The sequence below is a fragment of the Erwinia sp. CGal63 genome, assembly GCF_037026505.1.
Lineage (GTDB): Bacteria > Pseudomonadota > Gammaproteobacteria > Enterobacterales > Enterobacteriaceae > Erwinia.
This window is the reverse complement of record NZ_JAKUMN010000002.1, coordinates 243,425-268,587: the sequence shown is the minus strand read 5'-3', so window position 1 is coordinate 268,587 and position 25,163 is coordinate 243,425. Positions and strand designations below refer to the sequence as shown.

Genomic DNA, 25,163 nt, shown 5'->3' with positions numbered 1-25,163 from the left:
TTAAATCGCGCCGCCTTTCGGCTGGCCGTAACCGTTCTGCTTAAAGAGCTGCTGTCCCTGTTCGCTCTGCATAAACTGCACAAACTTTTGCGCCAGTTCAGGATGCGGCGCGTTTTTCAGTACGGCGGCATAAAACACCAGCGGCTGCGGGTGCAGCGTTTTTTGCTGGCCTTTGGCGTCGACAATGGTGAAGCTGACCTTGCTATACCATGAGTCGTTCAGAGTGGGATTGCTCAGGTTGATTTCGTCAGGCAGCGTGATAAAAGGCAAACCGGCGGAACGGGTCGCGCTCTCATAGCCGGAAGCCGCATCCACCTGGCCCGCTTCTAGTCGGGAGAGCAGCCCGCCTTCGGCAAACACCTGCTGTGGATTCTGCGTTTCGCCCAGCACGTTTTTACTCAGCGTCGGCTGCTGGTAGTAGCGTCCGGCGAGCATCATAGTAAAGATAATGTTTTGTCCCTGCGGATCGGTAACGGGATCGGTGCGGCCAAAACGCAGCGACGGCGTCTGCAGCACTTTCCACCACGGCTGCGCGTCCGCTTTACCTTCCCGAATAGCGTCAAAGACCTGAGCGTACTTCCCTTTTGGGTTGTAAGCGATCACCATGCTGGTGCTGGCGACCGGCAGTGCTTTGTCCACCAGCCCGGCTTTTTGCAGCACCTCGATTGGGCCTGGCGTAATGGAGACAAAAACGTCCGCCACCACTTTTTTGGACGCCAGCAGATTCGCCATGCCATAAGCGCCCTGGCCCTGTCCCTGATAGTTAACCTGCTGCGCTTTGGCGAAGGCCGGGCCAAGCGCTTTGTCCATCACTACGCCCATCGATCCGGCATAGGTGACACGAAAATCATCGGCCGCGTGGGCGACGGCGGCGTGCCCGGCCAGCAGCAGTAAAGCGCCCGCCAGGCGAGCAGAAAAGAAACGGTTAACAACAGGCATCTTAAGCAGTATCCGTTATATAAATAGTCATATTACGATAGGCTTTTTTGGCAAGCAGTCAATCAACATAGCCTAAACATCAGCATAACAATGTCCGACGCGCAACGCATGTGCGAAAAATAAGCTTTCCTGTTTTATGGCAGCGCCACGGCCTGTTGTCCGTTCACTAAGGGAAAATATGAAATAAATTTAAAAAAAATAAAATTGATCTATTCATATCCATTCAAAAGCCACCAATTAAATTAATATACTTTCTTCTTTATAAAATTATAATTCTCCTGCCACGTTTTGTTAAAGCGACTTTATTAGCGAAAGAAACAGGATCAACCTGTCCTCGTGGCGCAATGCATACTATAAAATGGAGAAAGGTTATGCGTATTTTATCATCTTTTGAATGCTTTTCCATTGGCGGAGCCGGAACAGAAAAGCTGAACCTTGATACGATCAAAGCGATGTTGGCGGACAACTACTCTTTGGGCACGATCGCGATGATTGGCCTGAGAACCGCAACGGAAGAGGTGAAACCGAGCTGGGGCAATAATGTCGCAGGCGATGCCGGTTATTTTAACACCTCGGAAGGAAAAGTAACTCGCTGGTTCTTTGACGGCAGCGGTTATCATATCGAGGGTTAACGGCCCACACCAGGGTAAAGCATCCAGGGCGATGTTATCACCGCCCTGATTTATTATCGTTCGTTTTAATAAAATAACGACAAAGCAAGCGCGAAAAAAGACAGGCTAATAATGATCAACCTAAGATAACTATTTAACACGGAGACTGACCATGCATAGCAATAAGCTCTCTTATTCAGTGACCGGCGCAGGTTTTCCTGTTCTGCTTGGACACAGCTACTTTTTCGATCGCACGATGTGGGCGCCGCAGGTGGCCGCGCTTTCCGCGCATTTTACCGTTGTCGCACCCGATCTGTGGGGACACGGCGCGTCGCCTGCGCTGCCTGTCGGTTCGATGACGCTGGCCGATCTGGCGCACGATCATCTGCAGTTGATGAACGAGCTGGGCTATCAAGAGTTTGCGCTGGTCGGGCTTTCCGTCGGTGGGATGTGGGGCGCGGAGCTGGCGAGCCAGGCGCCCGACCGGGTGAAAGCGCTGGTCTTGATGGACACGTTTACCGGCGCAGAGCCGGAGGCGCAAAAGCAGCAGTACTTTTCCATGCTGGATAGCGCGGCGCAGCTCGGCGCAATCCCGGCACCGGTTATCGACTATGCTGCGGCCCAGTTCTATTCCGACGAGGTGGACGCGGCGCGGCTCGAAGAGCTGAAAACGCAGATGCGCGCGCTGACGGCGGAGCGGCTGCGCGAAAGTATCGTGCCGTTGGGTAAAATGATCTTCGGCCGCAGCGACAGGCTCGCGGTGTTAAAAGATATCCGCTGTCCCGCGCTGGTGATAACCGGCGAAAATGACAAGCCGCGTCCGGTCAGCGAAGGGAAACTAATGGCGGATTTGCTGCAGTGTCGTCATCTTACCGTGCCCGGCGCCGGCCATATCAGCACGCTGGAAAATCCGGACTTCGTCAACCGCGAGCTGCTGGCCTTCTTGCGCGGCGTGCTTTAACCGCAGGGGGCGCCGCTGTCGGCGGCCTGCTTCCCTTACCGCCGCAAAAGCGGACACATCATCTTACCTCGCCAGCGATTGCTTACATTTTTACCCTGCTTCGCCGTGCGCCCGCGCGCGCCAACCGCATTTTTCAGCGGATCCGGCATCGCCGTTTAGGGTATCATTTATTTAACAATGAACCTGCTGATTCATAACAATGCCGATGACTGCTCCCCTTCAACCCGTTTTTGACGGCCATAACGATCTTTTACTGCGCCTGTGGATGCAGGAAAAAGGCGATCCTGTCGTTGAGTTCCTGCACGGCGAAATGAGCGGTCATCTGGATATGGCGCGCATTCGTCAGGGCGGCTTCGCGGGCGGACTGTTTGCCGTATTCGTGCCGCCTGCGCAGCATATGAAGCAGAGTAAAGCGACATACCGGGAAGAAGATCACGATCCGCTGGCGATTACCGAAGCGCAGATCGCTCTGCTGCAGCAGATTGCCGATCGCTCCAATGGCCTGGCGCAGATCTGCCGTACCGCAGGCGAGATCGAGCACTGCATCGATCGGGGCGTGCTGGCGATGGTGCTGCATATCGAGGGCGCGGAAGCGCTGGACGAGGAGTGTAGCCAGCTTGACGGCTGGATCGCAGCCGGGTTGCGCAGCATCGGGCCGCTGTGGAATCTACAGAACCGCTTCGGCGTCGGCGTCACCGGCGGCTTTCCCGGCTCGCCGGACAGTGGCGAAGGCCTGACGTCGGTCGGCATTAATCTGCTGCGCCTGTGCAACCGGAAAAAACTGCTGATCGACCTGTCGCATATGAATGAGAAATCATTCTGGCAGGTAGCGGAAACCAGCGACGCGCCGCTGGTCGCCACCCATTCCAATGTCCACGCGATTTGCCCGCAGCCGCGCAACCTCACCGCTGACCAGCTGGAAGCGATCGCGCAGAGCGACGGTTTTGTCGGCGTAAACTTCGGCAACGCCTTTCTGCGCGCCGACGGCAAGCGGGATAGCGATACGCCGCTGACGCAGATGGTGCGTCATCTGGACGCGCTGCTGGAAAAGCTTGGCGAAGATCGCGTTGGCCTGGGTTCCGACTTTGACGGCATCAGCGTGCCCGACGAACTGGGCGATGTCGCTGGCCTGCCAAAACTCACGGCGGCAATGGCTCAGGCGGGCTATTCGTCTGAGCTGATCGATAAGATTTGCCGACGCAACTGGCTGCGGGTGCTGAAGAAAACCTGGGGAGCGTAAAGGCGCGCTTTCGTTTTGCTGCTAATCCCTGCGGCTTACAGGGTTGATATCGCTTTGACAGAGGTGCAACATTTGCGCCGCCAAAAAGTCGAGATTTGACAATAAGCCGATTACCTGCCGAACTTAACGGGCAGATTTTTCTAACACCATAAGGAGCTCCGCTATGTGGACTAAACCAACATTTGTTGATTTACGCTTAGGCCTGGAAGTGACGCTGTACATCTCCAACCGCTAAGCCCCTATGCCCACGTCACGTGGGCATTTCCTCTTTTTTTCTGGTCTACACATGCAAATTAACGTTCTTGGCTCTGCGGCCGGCGGCGGTTTTCCCCAGTGGAACTGCAACTGCCGAAACTGTCAGGGCGTGCGCGACGGCACGGTAAAAACCTCGCCGCGCACCCAATCTTCCATCGCCCTTAGCGACGACGGTATCGACTTTGTGCTGTGCAACGCCTCGCCGGATATCGCGCAGCAGATCGCCGCCACGCCCGCGCTGCATAAAAAAGACGTGCTGCGCGGTACCGCTATCGGCTCGATTATTCTGACCGACAGCCAGATTGACCATACCACCGGTTTGCTGAGCCTGCGCGAAGGCTGCCCGCATCAGGTCTGGTGCACGCCGGAAGTGCACGACGACCTGACCACCGGCTTTCCGCTCTTTACCATGCTGTCACACTGGAACGGCGGCCTGCAGCACCACGCCATTCAGCCCGGCGAACCTTTCTCTGTGGCGGTCTGCCCGGCGCTGAGATTCACCGCTATTCCGCTGCTCAGCAACGCACCGCCCTACTCGCAGTATCGCGGCAGACCGCTGCCCGGCCACAATGTCGCGCTGTTTATCGAAGATACCCGCAGCGGTAAAACGCTGATGTATGCGCCCGGCCTGGGCGAACCGGACAGCGAGCTATTGGGCTGGTTGCGGAAAGCGGACTGTCTGCTGATTGACGGCACGCTATGGCAGGATAATGAGCTGGCCAATACCGGCGTAGGCCGCAACACCGGCAAGGATATGGGCCATCTGGCGCTGGCCGAGGAGCAGGGGCTGATCGCGCTGCTGGCTTCGCTGCCCGCCGAGCGCAAAATCCTTATTCATATCAATAATACCAATCCCATTCTGGACGAAGAGTCGCCCGAACGTCAGGCGCTGGCGCAGCACGGCATTGAAGTCAGCTGGGACGGTATGCGGATCGATTTGTGAGAACATCATGAAAGAAACTCCCATGACGCGCGAAGCGTTCGAGCAGGCGCTGCGCGCCAAAGGCGCTTATTACCATATTCACCATCCTTACCATATCGCCATGCATCAGGGCCGGGCGACGCGCGAGCAGATCCAGGGCTGGGTGGCGAACCGCTTTTATTATCAAACCAGCATTCCGCTGAAAGACGCCGCGATTATGGCGAACTGCCCTGATCCGCAGACGCGGCGCAAGTGGGTGCAGCGTATTCTCGACCATGACGGCCATGAAGGCAGCGAAGGCGGCATTGAAGCCTGGCTGCGTCTCGGCGAAGCGGTCGGCCTGACGCGCGACACGCTGCTTTCCGAAAAATTAGTGCTGCCGGGCGTGCGCTTCGCCGTGGATGCCTATGTTAATTTCGCTCGCCGTGCGGTCTGGCAGGAAGCGGCGTGCAGCTCGCTGACCGAGCTGTTCGCACCGGAAATTCACCAGTCACGCCTGGACAGCTGGCCGCAGCACTATCAGTGGATCGAGGCCGAAGGCTATGACTATTTCCGTGGTCGCCTGGGCCAGGCCAGACGCGATGTCGAGCACGGGCTGGCGCTGGCGCTTGACTACTTCACCACCGCAGAGCAGCAGCAGCGTATGCTGTCGATCCTGCAGTTCAAGCTGGATATCCTCTGGAGTATGCTCGACGCCATGAGCATGGCCTATGAGCTACATCGTCCGCCTTACCATACCGTCACCGACCAGATCGCCTGGCATCACGAGAGGCTGCTGTAATGAATATCAACGACCAGCAGGTGCCGCTGTTTCGCCGCGGCTACCGCCTGCAGTGGGAGCCGACCCAGGACTGCCACGTGATCCTTTATCCGGAAGGCATGGCGAAGCTGAACGAGAGCGCCACCGCCATTCTGCAGCTGGTGGACGGCAAACGCCCGCTGGCGGCGCTGATCGCCGAGCTGAACGCTCGTTTTCCCGACGCGGGCGGCGTGGACGAGGATGTGAAAACGTTCTTTATTCAGGCTGTCGAACAGAAGTGGATTATTTTTCGTGAACTCGCTTAAGCCTAATCCGCCGCTGTGGCTGCTGGCGGAGCTGACCTATCGCTGTCCGCTGCAGTGTCCTTACTGCTCCAACCCGCTCGATTTCGCTAAGCAGGAGCAGGAGCTGACCACAGCGCAGTGGATAGAAGTCTTTAAACAGGCGCGCGAGATGGGCGCCGTACAGCTGGGCTTCTCCGGCGGCGAGCCGCTGGTGCGCAAAGATCTGCCGGAGCTGATCCGGGCGGCGCGCGATCTCGGCTTTTACACCAATTTGATCACTTCCGGTATCGGCCTGACCGAGAAGAAGATCGACGCCTTCGCCGAAGCGGGTCTGGATCATATTCAGATCAGCTTCCAGGCCAGTGACGAAACGCTGAACGCCGCGCTGGCGGGATCGCAAAAAGCCTTTCAGCAGAAGCTGGCGATGGCGAAAGCGGTCAAGGCGCACGGCTATCCGATGGTGCTCAACTTTGTGCTGCATCGCCACAATATCGACCAGATCGATCGCATTATCGAGCTGGCGATCGAGCTGGAAGCGGATGACGTGGAGCTGGCGACCTGTCAGTTTTACGGCTGGGCGCAGCTGAACCGCGAAGGCCTGTTGCCGACCCGCGAGCAGATCGCCAGCGCCGAAGCCGTGGTGCAGCGCTACCGCGAAAAGATGAAGGACAACAGCAACTTCGCCAATCTGCTGTTCGTGACGCCCGACTATTACGAAGAGCGTCCGAAAGGCTGTATGGGCGGCTGGGGCGCGATTTTCCTGAGCGTGACGCCGGAAGGCATGGCGCTGCCGTGCCACAGCGCGCGTCAGCTGCCGATTGAGTTTCCTTCGGTGCTGGAAAACACGCTACAGGAGATCTGGTACGACTCGTTCGGCTTCAATAAGTACCGCGGCTTTGACTGGATGCCGGAACCCTGCCGCTCCTGCGACGAAAAAGAGAAGGATTTCGGCGGCTGCCGCTGTCAGGCCTTTATGTTGACCGGCAACGCGGACAACGCCGATCCCGTCTGCGCCAAATCGCCGCATCACGGCCAGATCCTGGCGGCGCGCGAGCAGGCCAACTGCAGCAACATCCAAATCAGCCAGCTCCAGTTCCGCAACCGCACTAACTCGCAGCTGATCTTTAAAACCTCGCCGTGAACGATCCCGCCTCTTTCTGCGTGGTCAATGGCCTGCGGATCACGCTGATCCACGAGCCGGAAGCCGAGCGGGCAGCGGCGCTGTTCCGGCTGTCGGCGGGCAGCTTCGACGAGCCGCCCGCCTGGCCAGGCCTGGCGCATCTGCTGGAACACGTGCTCTTTGCGGGCAGCGAGGGTTTTCAGCAGCAGCAGCGGCTGATGGCCTGGGCGCCCGTCAACGGCGCACGTCTGAACGCCACCACGCTGGCGCACCATACCGCCTGGTTTGTGGAGATAGCGCCCGAGCGGCTTTCTGCGGCTCTGGAGAGGCTGACGGATATGCTGGCGCGACCGCTGCTGACGACGGAAGCGATTACGGCGGAGTCGGCGGCGATTGAAGCCGAATATCAGATGCTGCAAAGCCACGGCCCGACGCTGGGCGAAGCGGCGCTGAGCCGGGCGTTCGCCGCGCCGCATCCGCTGCACGATTTTCATGTCGGCAGCCTTCATCATTTTGGCGATGACGCGGTTGCGTTACGGCAAGCGCTACAGGCTTATCACCAGCGCTTTTTCCATACTGGCAATCTTGAGCTCTGGCTGAGCGGGCCGCAGCCGCTGACGACGCTGAAGGCGCTGGCGGAGAAAGCGGCGTCGGCTTTTCCCTGCGCCGCCGCGACGCCTGCTGATGTGCCGCTTTTACAGTTCGCCTCGCAGCGCGCCTTCGTGCTGCAAAGCGCCGCCGACCAGCAACTCCAGCTAAGCTTTCTGCTGGACGCAGGCGATCCCGCCAGCCTGACGCTGCTGCGCGAACTCTTGCTTGATAAGGCGCAGGACAGCCTGCTGGCGACGCTGCGCGAGCGCCAACTGTGCGACGATATTTCACTGCTGGTGCCTTATCGCGGGCCGCGGCAATCGGTGCTGAGCGTGATGTTTCAGAGTCCGCGTCTGGCACAGTGCGCCGTTATCGAAGCGCTGTTCCGCCGCTGGCTGGCGCGGCTGCCCGAGCTGACGCTGGCGCAGCTGAGCCATTACGCCACTCTGACGCAGCGCCGCTTTAGTCAGCTCTCCGCGCTGGATCGTCTGCGCGAGCTGGCGCTGGGCTTTGCGCCGGCAAAAGCGACCACGGCGCTGCCTCTCCCGCAAGGGCTGAGTCGGCTATGGGTATCGCCTGCGGCCAGCGCGCCCGTAACTCAGGCACAGGGTTTCCCGCTGCGGCTAACCGCCATCGACTGGCCGCAGCCGCCCGCGCAGCCGCTGCCCGCCATGCGTTTTTACTCGCCCTCTTCCGCGCCTGCCGCGCCGCCAGCGCCGATTGCGCCGCCCTGTCCGCTACAGCGTTTTAAGGCTGCGGGCGAACCCGCGTTACTGCTCAGCGTGCAGCCCGGCCAGACACTTTGCCGCCGTACGGCGGCAACCTTCGAAGCCGCGCTGCAGCCCGCGATGGGCGCAGCGCTTCACGGCGGTGGCGAGCTGGTTTTTTCACGACAGGATGGCCAGTGGCTGCTGCGGCTTAGCGGCAATGGCGCCCTGATAGCCTCCACGCTGGATCGCGCGCTGGCGGCGCTGGTTGCGCCCTCAGCTTCTTCACTGGCCTACGGCGAACGCCTTTTCGACAGGGCGCGGCAAGCTGACGATATCGCCATTCGCTGCCTGCTGGCGCATCTGCCCGATCTGCTGGTTGACGCCTCTTCGTCGACACCATGCTGGCAGGCGACGTTTTACGGCGGTACGGATAAAGAGGCGGCAACGCTGGCGCGATCGCTGAGCAGGCTGCCTGGCGTTATCGAACCGCCAAAACCGCTGCCGACCATCTCGCCTGCGCAATCGCATTTTGTCTACGCAACGACAAGCCAGGACGGCGCGGCGCTGGTTTTCTGCCCGCTAACGGAGGCCAGCAGCGCCTGCTTCACCCACTGGCAGCTGCTGGCAATGCTGTTTGAACCGCATTTTTTTCAGCAGCTGCGGATTGAGGCCAATATTGGCTATGTGGTGAGCTGCCGTTTTCATCAGACCGCCGGACAGGCGGGCCTACTGTTCGCGCTGCAGTCACCTTCTTTGCGCGCCGCTGAGCTGTTTCGCCACATTGAGCGCTTTATCGCCGGGATGGCGGAAACGGTAGCGGGCTTCTCCGCTGCAGCCTTAGAAAAGAGCCTGCTTGCCCTGCAGCATAATGCGCCGCCGGCCGTGCCGAAAACCCCACAGCAGATTACCGCTCACTGGCGCTATCAGCAGCTGCGGCTTGCCGCCAGCGCCGTTGAGCCTTCATCTGAAGGGCTGCAACTGGCTTATCGACAGCTGACAGGCGATCGCTCTTGCTGGTGGTTTTTGAGCAACGACACTTAAACGCTGCAAAGAAACCGCCAGCAGAAAGCCATGCTGCGCCGGGAAGAAAGCGGTTGGCCAGCGCTTCAGACCTGTCCGGGGTATTTACCCGGCCTGGTCAGATGCTGATAGCGCGTCGGCCAGATTTTTTCGGGTTTTTCGCCCAGCGCATCGGCGATCAGCTTTTCGCCTTTCGGCCAGGGACGTCGCAGCGCGTTCGCCAGCGTTGAAGACGCCAGTCCCGCTTCCCGGGAAAGCGCGGACAGATTTGTGCCTCGTTTTTTTAATGCAGCGATAATGTCTGCGGTATGCCAGTCCTTCTGCTCCATCATTCATCCTTTTATAGAGTAAAACCGGAAAAATTCACCTGCGGCCGCCTGGGTTATCACGTCATCTATCAAATGCGCGCGTCAAATAATAGTGCTCTGCGCCCGCTAACGCGAGGGAAAATTTTCGCTTTGACGCCAGGTGGCGACGTCAGGTCAGCGGCAAGGTAAATAGATAATCGCTCCCGATAATATACTCTTTACGATAACAAAATCGTCCTGTTTTTATCGGCAACTTTTCGCTTGATGATTTGCTTAACATGGTTCAGTAAGTCAGGCCATTTAGTCATAACAGGTCGCCTGCGCGCCAAAAAAGGCAACACGAATAATTATCAAAACCATTACAACGATAAAAAAGTGATAATAATTATCACTCGTCTTTTTTTAAGCGGGAAATATAAAAACAGGCTTATATTCTGTTTTTATTCCGCCGCTTACCGTGCATAATGCAGCCAATATATTATTCCGCCTGTAAATATCTGGAGCCGCTATGCTGACTGCCGAAATGACCGCTCGCCTGAACGATCAGTTAAACCTGGAGTTCTTTTCCGCCAACCTCTATTTACAGATGAGCGCCTGGTGCGCCGATAAGGGCTTTGAGGGCGCCGCCGCTTTTCTGCGCGAACATTCGCGGGAAGAGATGGAGCATATGCAGCGCCTGTTTAACTACCTGAGCGATACCGGCGCGATGCCGGTGCTGGGCAGCATTGCGGCGCCGCCGGTGACCTTTGAGTCGCTGAACAAAGTGCTGGAGCAGGCCTACGAGCATGAGCAGCTTATCACCGCCAAAATCAACGAGCTGGCGCACGCGGCGATGACCTCACAGGATTACTCCACCTTTAATTTCCTGCAGTGGTACGTTGCCGAACAGCATGAGGAAGAGAAGCTGTTTAAATCGGTGCTGGACAAGCTGGCGCTGGTGGGCGACAGCGGCAAAGGGCTGTTCTTTGTAGATAAAGATTTAATGCAGATGAGCGTCTCAGGCGAAAATGCCTGAAGATGGGGGGCGAAGCCGTTCGCCCCTTTTTAGCTATAGCGCCAGATGATAGAACTTCGTATCTACCTTCATCACCGGAAAAGCCGCCGGTAGCGCCGCTTCCGCCACGTTAACGAAACCGTTCTTCTCGTAAAAGCGGTGTGCCGCCAGAAATTTTGCGGTGGTGCCCAGCCAGATATCGCTAAGCTGCCGCTCGCGAGCGTGTGCGATTAGCGTCTGTAACAGACGACCGGCCACGCCGTTTTCCCGGCCTCGCCACGCTTCCGCCACAAACATTTTACGCAGCGCCGCCTGACCGTCACCAATATCCTTCAGGCCGATACAGCCCACCACGCGATCGTCCGCCAGCGCCAGCCAGAAGTCGCCGGAACCCTGCTGGTAAAAATTTTCGATATCGCTGAGATCCGGCTGCTGCTCTGCCGTAATCACGATACCGAACTCCTGATTCTGGATCGGCAGGATCAGATCCTTCACGCCAGTTTGATAGCAAGGCTGATAGCGCTGCACGGTCAACTGCGTCGTCATGGCGAAGCTCCCTGTTCAGCCCAGCCGTTGCGCGATATTTTGCAGACAGGTGGCGAAGACGCCTTCGCTGACGTTTTGCGCCACTTCCTTCTCGTCATGGCCGGCGGCGACTTTAAAATCCGCCCACCATTCCGCCAGCGTGGTGCCGTCCGTTTTCGGCGAAAGTTTGACTACCGCGACATAATCCGTCACCGGCATGATGCCGTCCAGAATAGCGTAGTGCAGCTCCCAGCTGGCTTTATCCAGCTTTACCAGGCGCTCGCGTACCGTACCGTCGGGCAGCGTCAGCTTTCTTACTACGCCAACCTTGCTTTCGCTGGCACCCTCTTCCAGCTCGCTGGCGGTGATTGCCGGATGGATCTTCGGCAGACCGTTGAAATCGGCGACCAGCGGCCAGATTTGTTCTGGCGTGGCGGTAATGATACGGCTGGCATAGGCAGTGTGTGACATAACAATCCCCTGAACATTATGGAAATTTAACTTTAGCATGGAATACGGAGCGCTTTTATCCGTTGCTGCGGCCGACGCAAAAAAAGCGGGTCATGTTGACCCGCTTGCGTTCAGCGCCTTAACGCCGTTCAGCTCAAGGGTCAACCAGCCCTGTAATTCCGCATCGCCGGTATTGAACGATCCCGGTCAGACACTTTTTCGGTCGGCTGGCACAGAATACGGCGTCTGCCAGAATTCGCTGTTTTCAGGCAGGAAGATGTCGACGTTGCCTGGTTTGTTAAAACGACAATGCAGCCGCAGCGTCCGAAGGCCTGAACAAACGTTTTTTTCTCAGTGCGCGGCAGCGGAAAAGTTTGTTGAATTACCATTTTTTCAGAAAACATAGTTGGCCCCGATAAAATAATATCGTGCTCCAGTCTAAAAAGCGCAGCTGGCTGGAGCCGCCACTATGTGGAAAACGGAGGAAAAAATTTAAGGATAAAGACTAAATCTTTACAGGCAGTTAATTAACCGCCTGCGGTGAGTGATTAACTTTAGCCATGCAGGGATAATTTATTCAAACTATGACAGGAAAGGCTCGCCTGCAGCCCGTACGGCTTACCCATATTAATAACCAAAGCCTGTATGCCGTTGCGTTAATATTTATTGGCTGGACAATATTTTATTCCGTCTGGCTATGCTGTCGAAAGAGTCTGGCGAGCTGCGCGCCCATCGGCGTCAGCGCAGTATCTTTACGACGGATCAGGCAGAAAGTCGCCTTAGGCATTTTTTCCTTCAGCTTTAACGCCACCAGCCGATCCCCCACCAGCGCGTCGCTAAAAAAGTCCTGCGAGAGGATGCTGACGAAATCGCTCTGCGCCAGCAGGCTGGCGCAGGCCATAAAGGTTTCGCAGGTAATCGTAATGGCGGGCGGCGGCCCGCTTTCGGCAAAAAGATCCTGTAACAGCCGGTAGTAGCTGCTGTTGGGTGAAGGCATCGTCCAGCTGCAGTGCCGCAGCGCTTCCAGCGACGTCGCCTGCGCCAGCGGATGCCCCTTGCGCGCCACCACACAGTAGTCGCGCTCCATCAGCTTTTCGTAGCTCAGTTCGTTGTCCTGATGACCCGGACACCAGGTATTAACGGTGAAATCGAGTTCGCCCTGGCGCAGCGCCGGCAGCATGGTCGTCAGCTGCCCTTCCAGGATGCGTACCTTGACGTTGGGGAAGCTCTGATGGAATTGGGTTATCACCTTCGGCATCAGCGTGCGGGCGATGCTGCCGCCAACGCCGATGTTTACCGAGCCGCCCGCGTGGCCCAGCCGCTGCTGAATTTCCTCCTGCGCGACCCGCAGCTCCTCCAGCACGAGGCTGGCATGACGAAAAAAATCCCTGCCGACTTCCGTCAGCTGCACGCCCTGCCGCTGACGAATAAACAGCTGAGCGCCCAGCGCTTCTTCCAGTTCCTGCACCGATTTAGAGAGCGCAGGCTGCGACAGCTTCGCTGCACGGCTCGCCGCGCGGATGCTGCCCTGGCGCGTGACCTCTACAAATGCACGAAGCTGGTGCAGCTTAATGGGTGCGGGCATATGAGGCTCCTCGTTAGCGATAACCATTCCCTATCAGCCAAAAGATATTGTCATCTTCTGCGCATCGGAACCACTGTGTAGAGTCAAAAATCAGCATTTTTTGTACTGCTATTTAAGGAATCAGGAATGGAGCAAGCCGTAACCGATTTTGTTAAAGAGATTTCTCCCCGCCTGCAGAGCTGGCGCCGCGATCTGCATAAGTTTGCCGAATCCGGCTGGCTGGAATTCCGCACCGCTACGCTGGTGGCTGAAGAGCTGCATCGCCTGGGCTGGTCGCTGCAGCTTGGTAAAGAGGTGATCAAGGCAGAGGCGCGGATGGGCGTTCCTCCGGCGGAAGTGCTGGCGCAGCACGAAGAGCGCGCGCTGGCTCAGGGCGCGCTGCCGCAGTGGCTGCCGTACTTTTCCGGCGGTTTCTGCGGCATCGTCGCCACGCTGAAGACCGGACGTCCGGGGCCGGTTATGGCGTTTCGCGTCGATATGGATGCGCTGGACGTGGTGGAGATGCAGGCACAGGAGCATCGTCCCTTCGCCGAAGGTTTCGCCTCCTGCAACGAAGGCATGATGCACGCCTGTGGCCATGACGGGCATACCGCGATCGGGCTGGGCGTGGCACAGGTGCTGAAGCAGTTCGAGTCAAAGCTGTGCGGCACCGTCAAACTGATTTTCCAGCCGGCGGAAGAAGGTACGCGCGGCGCGAAGTCAATGGTGGAAGCGGGCGTGCTGGATGACGTCGACTTCTTTACCGCCATTCATATCGGCACCGGCGTGGCCGCCGGCGAGCTGGTGTGCGGCAGCAATACCTTTCTGGCGACCACCAAAATGGATATCGCCTTTCGCGGCGTCGCCGCGCACGCGGGTGCCCGCCCGGAAGAGGGCAAGAACGCGCTGCTGGCCGCGGCGCAGGCGACGCTGGCGCTGCATAACCTGCCGCAGCACAGCGGCGGCAGTTCGCGCATCAACGTCGGCGTGCTTCAGGCCGGAACCGGACGCAACGTGGTCGCGGATCGCGCGCTGCTGAAGGTGGAAACCCGTGGCGCCACTAACGAAATCAACGACTTTATCTATCAGCAGGCGCTGCAGGTCGTGGCGGGCGCGGCGGCCATGTATGGCGTGCAGCATGAGGTGAAACTGATGGGCGCGGCGCGCAGCTGCGAGCCGACGCGGCCCTGGGTGGAGTATATCCGTCAGCAGGCTGCGCAGATCCCCGAGCTGACCTCGCTGGTGGAGAGTCGCGGCCAGGCCGCCGGCTCCGAAGATGCGACCTATATGATGGAGCGGGTGAAAACGCGCGGCGGCCAGGCCTCCTATATCATTTTCGGCACCGAGCTCAGCGCCGGGCATCACAATGAGAAGTTTGACTTTGACGAAGCGGTAATGGTGACGGCGGTCAAAACGCTCGCCGCGCTGGCTTTTAATATCAACAGCTTCAGCCGCCGCTAAACAGGCGGGACGAACAGAGGTGATAGCGCCGTGCCCGTAAAACGGCACGCTTTTTGCACCACAACGCTGACGGCTACGCTGCGGCGTTTTCCGAGGCTGGGCCCGATCCCAGCCCGACAATAAAAAAATGCCAACACAACAGAGGGTAAAATATGAGTGATGCAGCCGCGCCGGGGAAAAGCCCCGGCAAACTGTTCAGCTGGGTTGAGCGCGTCGGCAACAAGGTGCCCAATCCTTTTCTGCTGTTTGTTTATCTGATTGTGGTTTTGATGATCGCCACCGCCGTGCTGTCGTGGCTGGAGGTGTCGGTAATCAATCCTGCCAACGGCGAGGTTATCCGGGTTAAAAACCTGCTGAGCGTCGAAGGGCTGCAGTGGATCCTGCCCGGCATTATTAAAAACTTTAGCGGCTTTACGCCGTTGGGATCGATTCTGGCGCTGATGATCGGCGCGGGACTGGCGGAGAAAGTCGGTCTGCTGCAGGCGCTGATGCACAAGATGGCCTCTTTCGTCAGCGCTCGCTACGCCAGCTATATGGTGCTGTTTATCGCCTTTTTCAGCCATATCTCATCCGACGCCGCGCTGGTGGTGACGCCGCCGCTGGGCGCGCTGATGTTTATCGCCGTCGGGCGCCATCCGGTGGCCGGGCTGCTGGCGGCGATTGCGGGCGTCGCTTCCGGCTTTACCGCTAATTTGCTGATCGTCACCACCGACGTGCTGCTTTCCGGCATCAGCACCGAGGCGGCGAAGGCGGTCAGCGAAACCCTTCACGTCAGCGTGCTGGATAACTGGTTTTTTATGGCCACTTCGGTGATCGTGTTAACGCTGGCGGGCGGTTTGCTGACCGATAAGTTTATTGAACCGCGCCTGCCGGCCTGGCGCGGCGAGCCGCAGGATGGCCTGACAAAGCTAACGCCGCTGCAAAATCGCGGGCTGCGCATCAGCGGCATCGCCTCGCTGGTGTTTATCCTGCTGGTGGCGCTGCTGGTGGTACCGGAAGGCGCGCCGCTGCGCCATCCGCAAACGGGCGCGGTTATCCCTTCGCCTTTTATTCAGGGCATAGTGCCGCTGATTATTCTGTTTTTCTTCGTTGCCGGTATCGCCTACGGCGTAGCGACAAAGCAGATCCGGCGTCCCAACGATATTCCCCAGCTGCTGATCGAGCCGATGAAAAACATGGCCGGCTTTATCGTAATGGTCTTTCCGCTGGCGCAGTTCGTCGCTTTTTTTAACTGGAGCAATATGGGCAAGTTTATGGCCGTAGGGCTGACGGACCTGCTGGAAAAAGCGGAAATGACCGGCGCGCCCGCCTTTGTCGGCCTGATGTTTCTTTCGGCCCTGCTCTGCATGTTTATCGCCAGCGGCTCCGCTATCTGGTCGATACTGGCGCCTATTTTCGTGCCGATGTTTATGCTGCTGGGCTTTCATCCGGCCTTTGCGCAGATGATTTTCCGCATCGCGGATTCCGCCGTGCTGCCGCTGGCGCCGATGTCGCCCTTTCTGCCGCTGTTTCTGAGTTTTTTGCAGCGCTACCGGAAAGACGCGCAGCTTGGCACCTATTACGTGCTGATAGCGCCTTACCCGCTGCTGTTTTTCAGCGTCTGGATCCTGCTGCTGCTGGTCTGGTACGCGCTCGGACTGCCGATTGGGCCGGGCGTCTGGCCGACGCTGCCGCAGTAAGCCGCGCAGGATGCGTGGAAGGTGAAAAACATTGATTTAAATCAACAGGAAAGGGAGAAACGCCAGCCGACTCTCCCGCCATCGTTTATATTTCCTCGCGGTTTAATCACCCTGGCCAGGGAAAGGAACAGCCGGGCCGTGCGGCCCGACTCACAGGAGAAACAGAATGAAGCGAAAAATCAGCACGCTGGCGATCGGTCTTGCCGTCGCCGCGCTGCTTACGGGCTGCGAGCAGAAACAGACGCAGGCGGTGAAATTTATCAATCCTGAAAAGGTGATGCAGGAGGCCGGGCTAACGGAACAGCTGAAGGCCCGCCTGAAAGCGGTCGACGAACAGCTGCAGCAGGGACTAAAAATGGCGCAGGAAAACGGCGCTAAATTGCCGGAAGAGAAGCGACGCAGCGCGCTGCTCGCCGACCAGCAACTGCTTAACCTGGAGTGGCAGCACGCCCAGCGTCAGGCTAACAGCGTGGCGCTGAAGGCGATAGGAGAAGCAGCCGATAAATATCGTCAGGAACATCAGCTGCTGGCGATCCTGCCTGAACAGGCCGCGCTGGCTACCGCGCCCGAATCCGATATCAGTGAGGAGCTGGCGAAGCAGCTGAAAGGAAAAACGCTCGACTTCGGCGCGCTGCCGCAAATCGGCGTGAAGGACGAGAAGCAAACGGAAACCGGCGCCAAATAACGGCGCCGCGCAGAAAACAACAAAGGGCGAAAATATCGCCCTTTTTCTTTAGCGTTGACGCATCCCGACCGCTGCTGACAGATCCAGCCGCTGCCAGAAGTTCTGCTCCGGCGTGGTGCCGGAAAGCGGATAGCCGCCAGCGATAGCGCTGGAAACCATCAGCTGGCGGCGCTGCTGCGCGCTCAGATGCGGCAGCGGCCCTTCCAGCAGAACCTCCGCCCCTTCCGGCACCGTAACCGCGCTCTTTTTCACCCTCTCCTGCGGCAGCTGGTAAGTCATGGCGAAATGAGCGAACTGTCGCATCTGCGGCGCGGCGTAAGGATCGGCCTCGCCCGCTGGTTTCGCGCACTCGGCCAGCGTGGTGCCGCACTCTTTTTCCAGCGCGCCGCGCAGCTGCTGTTTCGCTTCATCGAAAAGACGCTGATAGTTGGCATCGTTAAGATAGTGCGCCACATTGCGCTGCGCCACCATCCGCGAACCAATCAAATCAATGGGATAATGCACGCCCAGCACCATTCGCGAGTAGCCGTAGCGCGCGGCGCGATCCACCAGCGGCACGAAGCGTTCCGGCACCATTTCGCCCAGCAGCAGCGCGTCGGTCCAGGCGGTATTGGTATGTCCGCTCGGGAAAGAGCCTTCGTTTGCCTGGTAAGGCTGGTTGTCTTTTACCACCGAGGTGTCCGGCACGGCGTGAAGGGTGTTGCCCGGCATCAGGAAAGGACGCGGATAGTTAAAATGCGCCTTAGCCGCACCGGTGCTGACCTCGCTGGCTTTGATTAACGCCGCCGCCTTGCCGATTTCACCTTTGTTATAGGCGTTCAGGAAAGCCTGGCCCAGCTTCGGCCCCAACGCGTCGGCCAGAAAGAAAAGATGGTTTTGCCCTTCCGCGTCGATAACCGCCTGGCGGCGCTGGCCGTCGGTGGCATTAAGGTTGGCCTGTTCCACCACCTGCATACTGGCATCCAGCGTGCTTTTCGGCAGCGTGCTGAACGCGCTCAGCAGCGCAATACCCGCCTGCTGGTTGGCTTTTTTATCGAAGTCGTAACCGCTCGCCTTCAGCCAGGCCTTATCCGCCAGTTTGTCGCTCTGCGCGGTTTTATCCAGCTGCGCCCGCGTCAGCTTAGCGGCATCGCCTTTCAGCGCGTCGATCAGCGACTGCTGGATCTGCCCTTCAAAAGCCACAAACCGTGCATCGCCGCTGGCAGGCGTAGTGGTGTCGAGAGTAGCCTGAATTTTTTCCGGAATAGCGGGCGCGTTTTTTGCCTGGGCGAAGTGGGCGAGCAGCAGCGTTGTAGCCAGCAGAGAGTAACGAAAGCGCATAAAAGTTCCTTAAATTAAGTCAGTTAGCTTTACTGGCGCTTATGCTGGAAGAGATTGATGACAGGAAAGTGACAACTTATATTTTGAAACGAATTGACGTTCGCCGCGTCCCTGCGGCCTGCTGAAGGGTGACTTAGCCGCCCACCACCGGCTTTTTGGTTTTATCCAGCGCCTGCATAAAGACATCGTCCAGATGCAGATGCTGCCGCACCAGTTCAGGCGGCGTCGAGGCCAGCCACTGGTTCAGCGAGATATCGGCATAGTGGTCGCTTTTGAACAGCTCCAGAAAACGCAGCGGCTTATCGCCAGTGTTTTCAACGTAGTGCCCCATCGCGAAAGGCACATAGCCGACGTCACCGGCCCGGAAATCAAAGGTGCGAGCCTGCCCCGAAGAGGCAAACACGCCCATCCGTCCTTCGCCTTCCAGATAGTACTGCCACTCATCGGTATTAGGATGCCAGTGCAGTTCGCGCATCGCGCCGGGCTGAAGCTCCACCAGCGCCGCCGCGATGGTTTTGGAAACTTTAAACACCGACGAATCGGTAATCCGCACCGTGCCGCCTTTCAGCGTTATCGGCTGCTGCGCCAGCATACGGTGGCTGAAAGCCGTATCTGAGCGAGTAGCGCCCGCAATAGCGTCTTTCTGCAGATCGCCCGGCGGCGTGGCCGCAAAGATATATTCATCGGCTGGCGCAGGCAGCTTGCTGAAGGTTTCTACCGGCACGCCAAAGTTTTTCGCCAGCACTTCCGGCGGCACGTGCTTAAACCAGTCGCTGAGCAGAAAGGTGCTGTCCTCGTCGAAACCGCCATTGTCGAAGGCCAGCAGAAACTCGCAGCCGTCGGGGCCGAGTCCCTGGATAGAGTGCGGCACGCCGGGCGGAAAGTACCAGAGATCGCCCACGCCGACGTCGTCCACAAACCAGTGGCCGTCCACATCCAGCGCGGTGATGCGCGCCTTGCCGTAAAGCATATACGCCCATTCGCCCTCTTTATGCCAGTGCAGCTCGCGAATACCGCCGCTGTTCAGGCGCATATTGACGCCTGCGATGCTCTTAGAGACGCCCAGCTCGCGCTCGGTGATCTGTCGCGTCCAGCCGCCGCTGCCTTTGCGCACGTGCGAATCGCTGTAGGAAAAACGCAAATTTGGCAGGGTGCCGCTGTCGGTCGGCGGCGGGTTGACGATATCGGGATTTTGCTGCGCGCGCTGCGGATCCTGCGGCCCGGGATCGCTGCCGCCCATCTGTCCGCTCCAGGGCTGAGCCGCGACGGTGCGGTCGTGGGCGTGCACGGAACCGGCTGCCAACGCCACGGTACCGCCAGCGGCGAAGGTCATAAAGCTACGACGTGTAATGGGGTTCATCTCTGCTTCCTTGTGTAGTGATAAGACGCGCCGGTGAAATACCGTCGCGAACTTAAAGCTAGCTACACAAACCTCAACCAATCCTCATCGAAACCAATCTTAAAAACGCTGAAATGTAAGCAAAAAAAGATTAAAAACTTTTATTGATAGTTCAGTTTAATTTATAGAAAACAGGCTACCGCAGGCGAAAAGGTGACGTTACAGAATTGTTAATGTGATTTAGCAGCGGCAATTGCTGCCGGCGGCGTTCATTCATCAATTATTTTTATCAAAAAGGGACAGGACGCTGAAACATAAGGTTACGCGGCTACGCAGTCAGAAAAATATCATGCCGGGATTATCACGTCGCGTTTCGCTGCATTGTGCAGATGTTTGATGCGCGGTCTGACAACGCTTTGCCAGTGAAAGTGCTTCTGCTGCGTCGAGGGCCAGGACGGCGACAGCGCGCCTGGCCAGCTGCCAGTACGCTTTGCGCGGTGCCGTCAGGTAAAGATTTTGCTGCCGGTCAGGCACTGTTTCGCCCGGCAGGGAAAATTCAGGATTGCAGCGGATGCCAGATCTCGGTTACCGCGCCTTCTCCGCCGCTAACCGGATCGCGTTGCGGCATCGGCACGCGCTTAATGGCGTCCAGTGAAGTTTCGTAATGCTCCAAATCGCTGCGTCGCGTTACCGGCTCCATGCCTTTAGGGTAGGCGCCAACGGCGAAGAAGTCCTCGCTGGCCGCCAGCTGCTGATGGCCAACGCCCGCCGGGATAAGAATAGCGTCGCCCGCGTGGACGGTCACTGCCCTGCCCGTTTCGCCGCCAAACAGAATTTGCGCCCAGCCCGCGCCAATGCCCAGCAGCTCATGAGTGTTTGGATGATAATGCGTATAGGCGTAAACAGGATAGCGCCAGCGCGGCGTCCAGCCATGACGCGAGAACGTCTCTTCGAACCAGGCGGCAATATCTTCGACGTCATTAGGCGCCGTGCGCGGATAGATAATCAGCGGCAGCGGATTATTTGGCACGCCGCTGGCTGGCTGAAAAGTCATATACTGCGGATTATTCGACATGCCAGCCGAAAAAGTGCCGGCTGCAAAAGACATCATTGCAAGCAGGTTACCAGCATGGGTTAGCATAAGATGCCTCCGGGGATCTGTGTGTTAATCAATTGTGGCATCTGGCGGCAAAGTTGCAATCGCCATGAAAGGCTTTTGATCACATAACGTCTTAATTTCTCTCTACTTAACTCAAATCACCTTTTGCTGTACCCCGGGTTCTGTCTGGCGGGCGATCCCAGGCACCGTCGTTAGCCTTTTCCGTGCGTCTGAAGTCGCTGTTAAGAGCATAACGTTTTTTAAAATAGCGGAAGTCAAAATTAAACGGCAGCTTAATCATGCAGGCGACACGTGAGCTTTATTAACGGAAAAATGGGAAAATCGTTTTCCCTTCTCCCGATAAACATGGATGGTTGCCTTATGGATTCGCGCTACCTTATTCATTGCTGGCTGATTGATACGGCATCGGGCTCGCTGTGCCATCAGGCCACCGCCGAACAACGCAGGCTGGGTGAATATCAGTTAAAATTATTGATAGCGCTGGCGGAACGCGCCGGAAAAATAGTGACGCGGGAAGAGCTGACCGCGCTGGTGTGGGAACGCCGGGTAATAGGTAATAACAGCCTGCCTAATGCTATTCATGCCCTGCGCATCGCCCTGAACGACGATGGAAAACAGCAGCGGATTATCAAAACCATCCCCCGAAAAGGCTATATCCTGGAAGCGGAATATTGCCGGCACCTGTCGCCTGAAGAGTACGCCAGTCTGACCGCAAGCGATAATCCTACTCCCGCTGTCACCAAAGAATTCAGACCGGAGCGCGCGCCGCAGCAGCTAAAACGTCCGCCTTCCGGACGCTTCTGGCGCTGGCTCTGCCTGATGCAGGGAGTCGCACTGTTCACGCTTGCCGCTTTTCTCTGCCGTTAATTTTTAAAAAACCGGCGACAAAAAAGCTTTTTTCTCTTCAGGAGAGCCCGCGAACGTTTTTACCCGCGCGGCGTACAAACTGGCGGCCAGCAGCGCGCTGACGCTTTCTTTGCCGTAATCCGGCGGCAGCACCAGCAGCAGCAGATTCAGGCTGAGCAGACGCTGACAGAGGCGAGCAAAATTATTTTCCCATTCGGCCGGAGAACTGCCGGGAAAAATCGTATGGCAGAGTTCGTAAAAGAGATAGTTGCCAAGAATTTTGCGCTGTTCCTCTCTGCGCAGGCCGCTTGCCTTTTGCAGTTTTGTCCAGCTTTGCCGCAGCTCCGCTTCATTCATGCGCCTTATCTCTTCCCATTTTGGCAGCCGGGCGTCGCCAGCGGCCAGCGCCGACAGCGGCAGCTTATGCAGGCTGCTTAAGGCAGCTGACGGATAGCCCGTTCCCTGCGGCTGACGGATAAAGTCGTCTATCAGTCGCTGACGAGCGTCCGGCTGTAGCCATGTTTCCAGCAGCGCCTCACGCTGCGACGGCACAAGGCGTCCGGCTTCACGAATAAAGCGGCCCAGTACATAGAGCAGCAGCACGGGATTGTCCTGAAAAACGGCGAACAGGCGCAGGCAGCGCTGGTTCATCCACAGGCTTTCCGCCGGCAGTGCCGGTAAATGTTCCGCCGCGTCTTCGCTAAAGGCGATGGTGCATGAAGCTGTCAGGCAGAGGATTTCCGCCGCGGCGCGACGGCAGCTGATGTCCGCACTGTGGCGTACGTGGTTTTTCCATCGGAATTGCAGCAGCGGCGAGGCGCTGTCGCAACCCGGACAGCTGCAGCGGTGAATATTTTGCCGCAGGCGCGTAACGTAGTCTGGCGTCCAGACCGTGGCCGTTACGCCTTCAGTTATTGCAGTAAAAGAGCCGTTAACCGGGCTTTCATTTCTCTTATCATCGTCAGCGGAATTATTTTTCATATTTGTAATACCGCCAGGCGGAGAGAAGGAAACCAAATAAATTAACAGAATTATAATAATCTTCTATTTTTAACATATTAATCTTTCCCTGATTTAACTTATGCCTTATTTATTAAATAATTAATAAAATACGCAGAAAACAATTAACCCAGCGCTTTATCTGTTGTTATTCAAGTACAAACATATAACAAGCCTGCGGCTATAGCAAAGCGGCTCATCACCTATTCTAATGCTATTAACGTGAAATTAAAATAAACAGAAGCTGTATCACGCGGCGAAAGAACGTTAATTATTACCAGCCTGAACTGATTAATTATTATGGCTAACGCCTGTAAAAATAACTGCGAGAATGCTTATTTCTCGATAGTTCTGCTATAAAGCCGTCATTTATTGGTCAGAAATTCGTAGGCATCGCCTGCCGTGACGGGCGCTAAAACGTTAGCCGACAGCGTGGCTTCCGCCTGACTGTTATAGATTTATTGATGTTAACTGTGTCTGCCTTTCCTGAACCGGATGTGATTTACTGACGCCTGTACCAAGAGGAGGTTCAGAGTGGAAGACGTTAAACAGATCCTGCTGCGCGAAATCGATACGCTTAACCGTGAAGAACAGCGCGATAACCGACCGCGTTTCAGCTTCAATTTCCTGAAAAGCCATCCCGGCCTGTGGGCATCGATGTATGTTTGCTACGCCCTGACCGTCGCGCTGATTTTTACCACGGAATTTCTGGGCTGGCCCGCGTTCTGGGGCGCCACCTTCTTTGTGCTGCTGATGAGCGGCCTGATGCTGCTGGATGTTAATCCGCGCTACCGCTTTGAGGATATCGATACGCTCGACCTGCGCGTCTGCTACAACGGCGAATGGTATTACGTGCGTACCCTGTCCGAACAGGCGATTCAGGATATTCTGGCCAGCAGTCAGGTGCCGGACAACGTTAAACAGGGCATCCAAAAACTGCTGCAGCTGAAAGGCGAAGTGGATTTTTACGACGTCTACCATCTGACCTGGGGCCAGCAGCGCGCTTCCTCCGTCTGATTGTCAGGGCCAGCGCTGGCCCTGAAGCATTTCCGCTATCAGCCTGCCCAACGTCGCTGCCGCCGCTTCCTGCGCTTCACCCCATTCCCATGCCGTATTGAACCGAAAATAGTTGGCGTACTGTTCGCTGGTGGAGAACATTTTTCCCGGCGCGATGCTGATCTTTTCCTGCAGCGCACGATAATAAAGCTCGGTAGTGTTGACCGCTTCCGGCAGCTCTATCCATAAGAAGTAGCCACCCTGAGAGTCGTTGATTTTCGCGCTGGCGGGCAGATGTCGCCGCAGCGACTGTCGCGCCAGGCTTTTGCGCTGGGCCAGCCGCTGACGCAGCTTGCGCAGATGGACGTCGTAGCTGCGGCTGCCAAGATAGTCGACCAGCGCCAGCTGCATCGGCGCGCTGGTGGAGATTGTGCTCATCAGCTGCAGACGCTGAATGCGCTGCGCATGTTTGCCTGCGGCCACCCAGCCCACGCGAAAGCCGGCCACCAGGTTTTTGGAAAAGGAAGAACAGTGCAGCACGCTGCCCTGGGTTTCAAACGCCTTCGCCGGCAGCGGCTTCTCGCTGCCGAACCAGAGCTCGCTGTAAACGTCGTCTTCGATCAGCGTCACCTGGTGCGCCTCCAGTAGCGCCACCAGCGCCTGTTTTTTCTCGCGGCTCAGCGTGCAGCCCAGCGGATTTTGCTGATTGGACATCATCCAGCACGCCCTGACCGGCAGCTTCGCCAGCGTGGCAGCCAGCTCTTCCAGATCGATGCCGTGCTGCGGATGCGAGGCGATGGCCACCGCCTTAAGCTGCAGCCGCTCGATCGCCTGCAGCGCGCCGTAAAAACAGGGGTTTTCCACCACCACCCAGTCGCCTGGCTCGGTGACCGCCTGCAGGCTCAGGTTCAGCGCCTCCATCGCGCCATTGGTGATAACGATCTCCTCCGGCGAAACCTGAATGCCCTGCAGCGCGTAGCGTTTTGAGAGCGTTTTACGCAGCGCCTCGTTGCCTGGCGGCAGGTTGTTCAACGCATCCGCAGGCTTCAGCGAGTGCGAGACGGAAGCGAGCGAGCGCATCAGCTGACGCTGCGGAAAGAGTTCAGGATCGGGAAAGGCGGAACCGAACGGCATAATGCCCGGATCGCGGCAGGCCTGCAGCACCTCGAAGATAAAGTCGTTGATATCGACCGACTCCGTAAGCTGCACTTTCTGATGGCTGGCGGGCTGGCTGAGGAACTCCGCGCGCGGCGCGACATAGTAGCCTGACTGCGGACGAGAGAGGATCCAGCCCTGGCTCTCCAGCACCTGATAGGCGTGCATTACCGTCATCAGGCTCATGCCGCTCTGCGCCACCTGCTCGCGCAGCGAGGGAAGTTTTTCGCCAGGCAGCCAGATCTCGCTGAGGATCTGCTGCTGGATTTGCTCGATTAACTGAAGATATTTTGCCAAAACTGTTACAGG

At 57.5% G+C, this 25,163-nt stretch carries 24 protein-coding genes and 1 pseudogene; 15 read left to right on the top strand and 10 right to left on the bottom strand.

The window, feature by feature from the left end; genetic code table 11:
- Positions 1-939, bottom strand: a complete 939-nt coding sequence (locus MKZ79_RS10005; protein ID WP_336141658.1) for an extracellular solute-binding protein — start codon at positions 937-939, stop codon at positions 1-3.
- A 371-nt stretch (positions 940-1,310) separates the two neighbouring features.
- Between MKZ79_RS10005 and MKZ79_RS10000 the strand changes: the two genes are divergently transcribed.
- From MKZ79_RS10000 to pqqF, 9 genes are all read left to right on the top strand, one after another.
- Entirely contained in the window at positions 1,311-1,571 is a 261-nt protein-coding gene (locus MKZ79_RS10000; protein ID WP_336141657.1) for a hypothetical protein, read from the top strand.
- Between the two features lie 151 nt (positions 1,572-1,722).
- The gene (locus tag MKZ79_RS09995) at positions 1,723-2,511 is read left to right on the top strand and encodes an alpha/beta fold hydrolase (RefSeq protein ID WP_336141656.1); all 789 of its coding nucleotides are present in this window, start codon (positions 1,723-1,725) and stop codon (positions 2,509-2,511) included.
- A 199-nt stretch (positions 2,512-2,710) separates the two neighbouring features.
- A complete protein-coding gene (locus tag MKZ79_RS09990; RefSeq protein WP_336141655.1) occupies positions 2,711-3,751 on the top strand; it encodes a dipeptidase in 1,041 nt (346 codons plus the stop codon).
- Positions 3,752-3,914: 163 nt separating this feature from the next.
- Positions 3,915-3,986 carry a pyrroloquinoline quinone precursor peptide PqqA gene (gene pqqA, locus MKZ79_RS09985; RefSeq protein WP_071789594.1) on the top strand — a complete coding sequence of 24 codons (72 nt, stop codon included), beginning with the start codon at positions 3,915-3,917 and terminating at the stop codon, positions 3,984-3,986.
- Between the two features lie 51 nt (positions 3,987-4,037).
- On the top strand, positions 4,038-4,949 hold the full coding sequence (gene pqqB / locus MKZ79_RS09980) for a pyrroloquinoline quinone biosynthesis protein PqqB (RefSeq protein WP_336141654.1): 912 nt from the start codon (positions 4,038-4,040) through the stop codon (positions 4,947-4,949).
- A 7-nt stretch (positions 4,950-4,956) separates the two neighbouring features.
- Positions 4,957-5,709 (top strand): pyrroloquinoline-quinone synthase PqqC, encoded by a 753-nt coding sequence (gene pqqC, locus MKZ79_RS09975; protein ID WP_336141652.1) that lies wholly within the window; start codon positions 4,957-4,959, stop codon positions 5,707-5,709.
- Positions 5,709-5,993 carry a pyrroloquinoline quinone biosynthesis peptide chaperone PqqD gene (gene pqqD / locus MKZ79_RS09970; protein ID WP_336141651.1) on the top strand — a complete coding sequence of 95 codons (285 nt, stop codon included), beginning with the start codon at positions 5,709-5,711 and terminating at the stop codon, positions 5,991-5,993. The genes pqqC and pqqD overlap by 1 nt, the downstream gene beginning before the upstream one ends.
- The gene (gene pqqE, locus MKZ79_RS09965; RefSeq protein ID WP_336141650.1) at positions 5,980-7,113 is read left to right on the top strand and encodes a pyrroloquinoline quinone biosynthesis protein PqqE; all 1,134 of its coding nucleotides are present in this window, start codon (positions 5,980-5,982) and stop codon (positions 7,111-7,113) included. The genes pqqD and pqqE overlap by 14 nt, the downstream gene beginning before the upstream one ends.
- Positions 7,110-9,434, top strand: a complete 2,325-nt coding sequence (pqqF, locus tag MKZ79_RS09960; RefSeq protein ID WP_336141649.1) for a pyrroloquinoline quinone biosynthesis protein PqqF — start codon at positions 7,110-7,112, stop codon at positions 9,432-9,434. The genes pqqE and pqqF overlap by 4 nt, the downstream gene beginning before the upstream one ends.
- Positions 9,435-9,499: 65 nt before the next feature.
- Here pqqF and MKZ79_RS09955 read toward each other — a convergent pair whose 3' ends face one another.
- Positions 9,500-9,742, bottom strand: coding sequence for a helix-turn-helix domain-containing protein (locus MKZ79_RS09955; protein WP_336141648.1), 243 nt, complete (start codon positions 9,740-9,742; stop codon positions 9,500-9,502).
- 487 nt (positions 9,743-10,229) lie between these two features.
- Between MKZ79_RS09955 and ftnA the strand changes: the two genes are divergently transcribed.
- Entirely contained in the window at positions 10,230-10,736 is a 507-nt protein-coding gene (gene ftnA, locus MKZ79_RS09950; RefSeq protein ID WP_336141647.1) for a non-heme ferritin, read from the top strand.
- A 33-nt stretch (positions 10,737-10,769) separates the two neighbouring features.
- On the opposite strand, the gene MKZ79_RS09945 is transcribed toward ftnA, so the two are convergent.
- From MKZ79_RS09945 to MKZ79_RS09935, 3 genes are all read right to left on the bottom strand, one after another.
- Positions 10,770-11,261 carry a GNAT family N-acetyltransferase gene (locus MKZ79_RS09945; RefSeq protein WP_336141646.1) on the bottom strand — a complete coding sequence of 164 codons (492 nt, stop codon included), beginning with the start codon at positions 11,259-11,261 and terminating at the stop codon, positions 10,770-10,772.
- A 15-nt stretch (positions 11,262-11,276) separates the two neighbouring features.
- On the bottom strand, positions 11,277-11,711 hold the full coding sequence (locus MKZ79_RS09940; RefSeq protein ID WP_336141645.1) for an SRPBCC family protein: 435 nt from the start codon (positions 11,709-11,711) through the stop codon (positions 11,277-11,279).
- Between the two features lie 661 nt (positions 11,712-12,372).
- A complete protein-coding gene (locus tag MKZ79_RS09935) occupies positions 12,373-13,275 on the bottom strand; it encodes a LysR family transcriptional regulator (protein WP_336141644.1) in 903 nt (300 codons plus the stop codon).
- Between the two features lie 126 nt (positions 13,276-13,401).
- Here MKZ79_RS09935 and MKZ79_RS09930 point away from each other — a divergent pair, with 126 nt between their 5' ends.
- The 3 genes from MKZ79_RS09930 to MKZ79_RS09920 all read left to right on the top strand — a co-directional run bounded on the left by MKZ79_RS09930 (position 13,402) and on the right by MKZ79_RS09920 (position 17,079).
- Positions 13,402-14,715, top strand: coding sequence for a M20 family metallo-hydrolase (locus tag MKZ79_RS09930; protein WP_336141643.1), 1,314 nt, complete (start codon positions 13,402-13,404; stop codon positions 14,713-14,715).
- Between the two features lie 152 nt (positions 14,716-14,867).
- The gene (abgT, locus tag MKZ79_RS09925) at positions 14,868-16,394 is read left to right on the top strand and encodes a p-aminobenzoyl-glutamate transporter (RefSeq protein WP_336141641.1); all 1,527 of its coding nucleotides are present in this window, start codon (positions 14,868-14,870) and stop codon (positions 16,392-16,394) included.
- A gap of 166 nt (positions 16,395-16,560) precedes the next feature.
- The gene (locus MKZ79_RS09920) at positions 16,561-17,079 is read left to right on the top strand and encodes a hypothetical protein (RefSeq protein WP_336141640.1); all 519 of its coding nucleotides are present in this window, start codon (positions 16,561-16,563) and stop codon (positions 17,077-17,079) included.
- Between the two features lie 48 nt (positions 17,080-17,127).
- On the opposite strand, the gene MKZ79_RS09915 is transcribed toward MKZ79_RS09920, so the two are convergent.
- The 3 genes from MKZ79_RS09915 to MKZ79_RS09905 all read right to left on the bottom strand — a co-directional run bounded on the left by MKZ79_RS09915 (position 17,128) and on the right by MKZ79_RS09905 (position 20,879).
- Positions 17,128-18,399 (bottom strand): acid phosphatase, encoded by a 1,272-nt coding sequence (locus MKZ79_RS09915; RefSeq protein WP_336141638.1) that lies wholly within the window; start codon positions 18,397-18,399, stop codon positions 17,128-17,130.
- 133 nt (positions 18,400-18,532) lie between these two features.
- Positions 18,533-19,759 carry a cupin domain-containing protein gene (locus tag MKZ79_RS09910; RefSeq protein ID WP_336141636.1) on the bottom strand — a complete coding sequence of 409 codons (1,227 nt, stop codon included), beginning with the start codon at positions 19,757-19,759 and terminating at the stop codon, positions 18,533-18,535.
- Between the two features lie 535 nt (positions 19,760-20,294).
- Positions 20,295-20,879, bottom strand: a complete 585-nt coding sequence (locus MKZ79_RS09905) for a hypothetical protein (RefSeq protein WP_336141634.1) — start codon at positions 20,877-20,879, stop codon at positions 20,295-20,297.
- 339 nt (positions 20,880-21,218) lie between these two features.
- Between MKZ79_RS09905 and MKZ79_RS09900 the strand changes: the two are divergent.
- Positions 21,219-21,534 (top strand): annotated as a pseudogene (locus tag MKZ79_RS09900) (winged helix-turn-helix domain-containing protein); the annotation flags it as partial.
- Between the two features lie 194 nt (positions 21,535-21,728).
- Here the strand turns inward: MKZ79_RS09900 and MKZ79_RS09895 are convergent.
- Complete coding sequence (locus tag MKZ79_RS09895) at positions 21,729-22,685, bottom strand: hypothetical protein (protein ID WP_336141633.1); 957 nt, start codon at positions 22,683-22,685, stop codon at positions 21,729-21,731.
- Between the two features lie 552 nt (positions 22,686-23,237).
- On the opposite strand from MKZ79_RS09895, the gene MKZ79_RS09890 reads away from it, so the two are divergent.
- Entirely contained in the window at positions 23,238-23,720 is a 483-nt protein-coding gene (locus tag MKZ79_RS09890) for a YlaC family protein (RefSeq protein ID WP_336141632.1), read from the top strand.
- A gap of 3 nt (positions 23,721-23,723) precedes the next feature.
- Here the strand turns inward: MKZ79_RS09890 and MKZ79_RS09885 are convergent, their stop codons facing one another.
- Positions 23,724-25,151: an aminotransferase-like domain-containing protein gene (locus MKZ79_RS09885; RefSeq protein WP_336141630.1), complete on the bottom strand. Its 1,428-nt coding sequence runs from the start codon at positions 25,149-25,151 to the stop codon at positions 23,724-23,726.
- Between the last annotated feature and the right edge of the window lie 12 nt (positions 25,152-25,163).

Excerpts from the sequence above, each read along its gene's own strand:
- MKZ79_RS09990 (WP_336141655.1), top strand. The coding sequence starts at position 2,711 with ATGCCGATGACTGCTCCCCTTCAACCCGTTTTTGACGGCCATAACGAT.
- MKZ79_RS09945 (WP_336141646.1), bottom strand. The coding sequence starts at position 11,261 with ATGACGACGCAGTTGACCGTGCAGCGCTATCAGCCTTGCTATCAAACT.
- MKZ79_RS09955 (WP_336141648.1), bottom strand. The coding sequence starts at position 9,742 with ATGGAGCAGAAGGACTGGCATACCGCAGACATTATCGCTGCATTAAAA.
- MKZ79_RS09910 (WP_336141636.1), bottom strand. The coding sequence starts at position 19,759 with ATGAACCCCATTACACGTCGTAGCTTTATGACCTTCGCCGCTGGCGGT.
- MKZ79_RS10000 (WP_336141657.1), top strand. The coding sequence starts at position 1,311 with ATGCGTATTTTATCATCTTTTGAATGCTTTTCCATTGGCGGAGCCGGA.
- MKZ79_RS09935 (WP_336141644.1), bottom strand. The coding sequence starts at position 13,275 with ATGCCCGCACCCATTAAGCTGCACCAGCTTCGTGCATTTGTAGAGGTC.
- ftnA (WP_336141647.1), top strand. The coding sequence starts at position 10,230 with ATGCTGACTGCCGAAATGACCGCTCGCCTGAACGATCAGTTAAACCTG.
- MKZ79_RS09920 (WP_336141640.1), top strand. The coding sequence starts at position 16,561 with ATGAAGCGAAAAATCAGCACGCTGGCGATCGGTCTTGCCGTCGCCGCG.
- MKZ79_RS09905 (WP_336141634.1), bottom strand. The coding sequence starts at position 20,879 with ATGCTAACCCATGCTGGTAACCTGCTTGCAATGATGTCTTTTGCAGCC.
- MKZ79_RS09930 (WP_336141643.1), top strand. The coding sequence starts at position 13,402 with ATGGAGCAAGCCGTAACCGATTTTGTTAAAGAGATTTCTCCCCGCCTG.
- MKZ79_RS09940 (WP_336141645.1), bottom strand. The coding sequence starts at position 11,711 with ATGTCACACACTGCCTATGCCAGCCGTATCATTACCGCCACGCCAGAA.
- MKZ79_RS09915 (WP_336141638.1), bottom strand. The coding sequence starts at position 18,399 with ATGCGCTTTCGTTACTCTCTGCTGGCTACAACGCTGCTGCTCGCCCAC.
- pqqD (WP_336141651.1), top strand. The coding sequence starts at position 5,709 with ATGAATATCAACGACCAGCAGGTGCCGCTGTTTCGCCGCGGCTACCGC.
- pqqB (WP_336141654.1), top strand. The coding sequence starts at position 4,038 with ATGCAAATTAACGTTCTTGGCTCTGCGGCCGGCGGCGGTTTTCCCCAG.
- MKZ79_RS09995 (WP_336141656.1), top strand. The coding sequence starts at position 1,723 with ATGCATAGCAATAAGCTCTCTTATTCAGTGACCGGCGCAGGTTTTCCT.
- pqqC (WP_336141652.1), top strand. The coding sequence starts at position 4,957 with ATGAAAGAAACTCCCATGACGCGCGAAGCGTTCGAGCAGGCGCTGCGC.
- MKZ79_RS10005 (WP_336141658.1), bottom strand. The coding sequence starts at position 939 with ATGCCTGTTGTTAACCGTTTCTTTTCTGCTCGCCTGGCGGGCGCTTTA.
- abgT (WP_336141641.1), top strand. The coding sequence starts at position 14,868 with ATGAGTGATGCAGCCGCGCCGGGGAAAAGCCCCGGCAAACTGTTCAGC.
- MKZ79_RS09895 (WP_336141633.1), bottom strand. The coding sequence starts at position 22,685 with ATGAAAAATAATTCCGCTGACGATGATAAGAGAAATGAAAGCCCGGTT.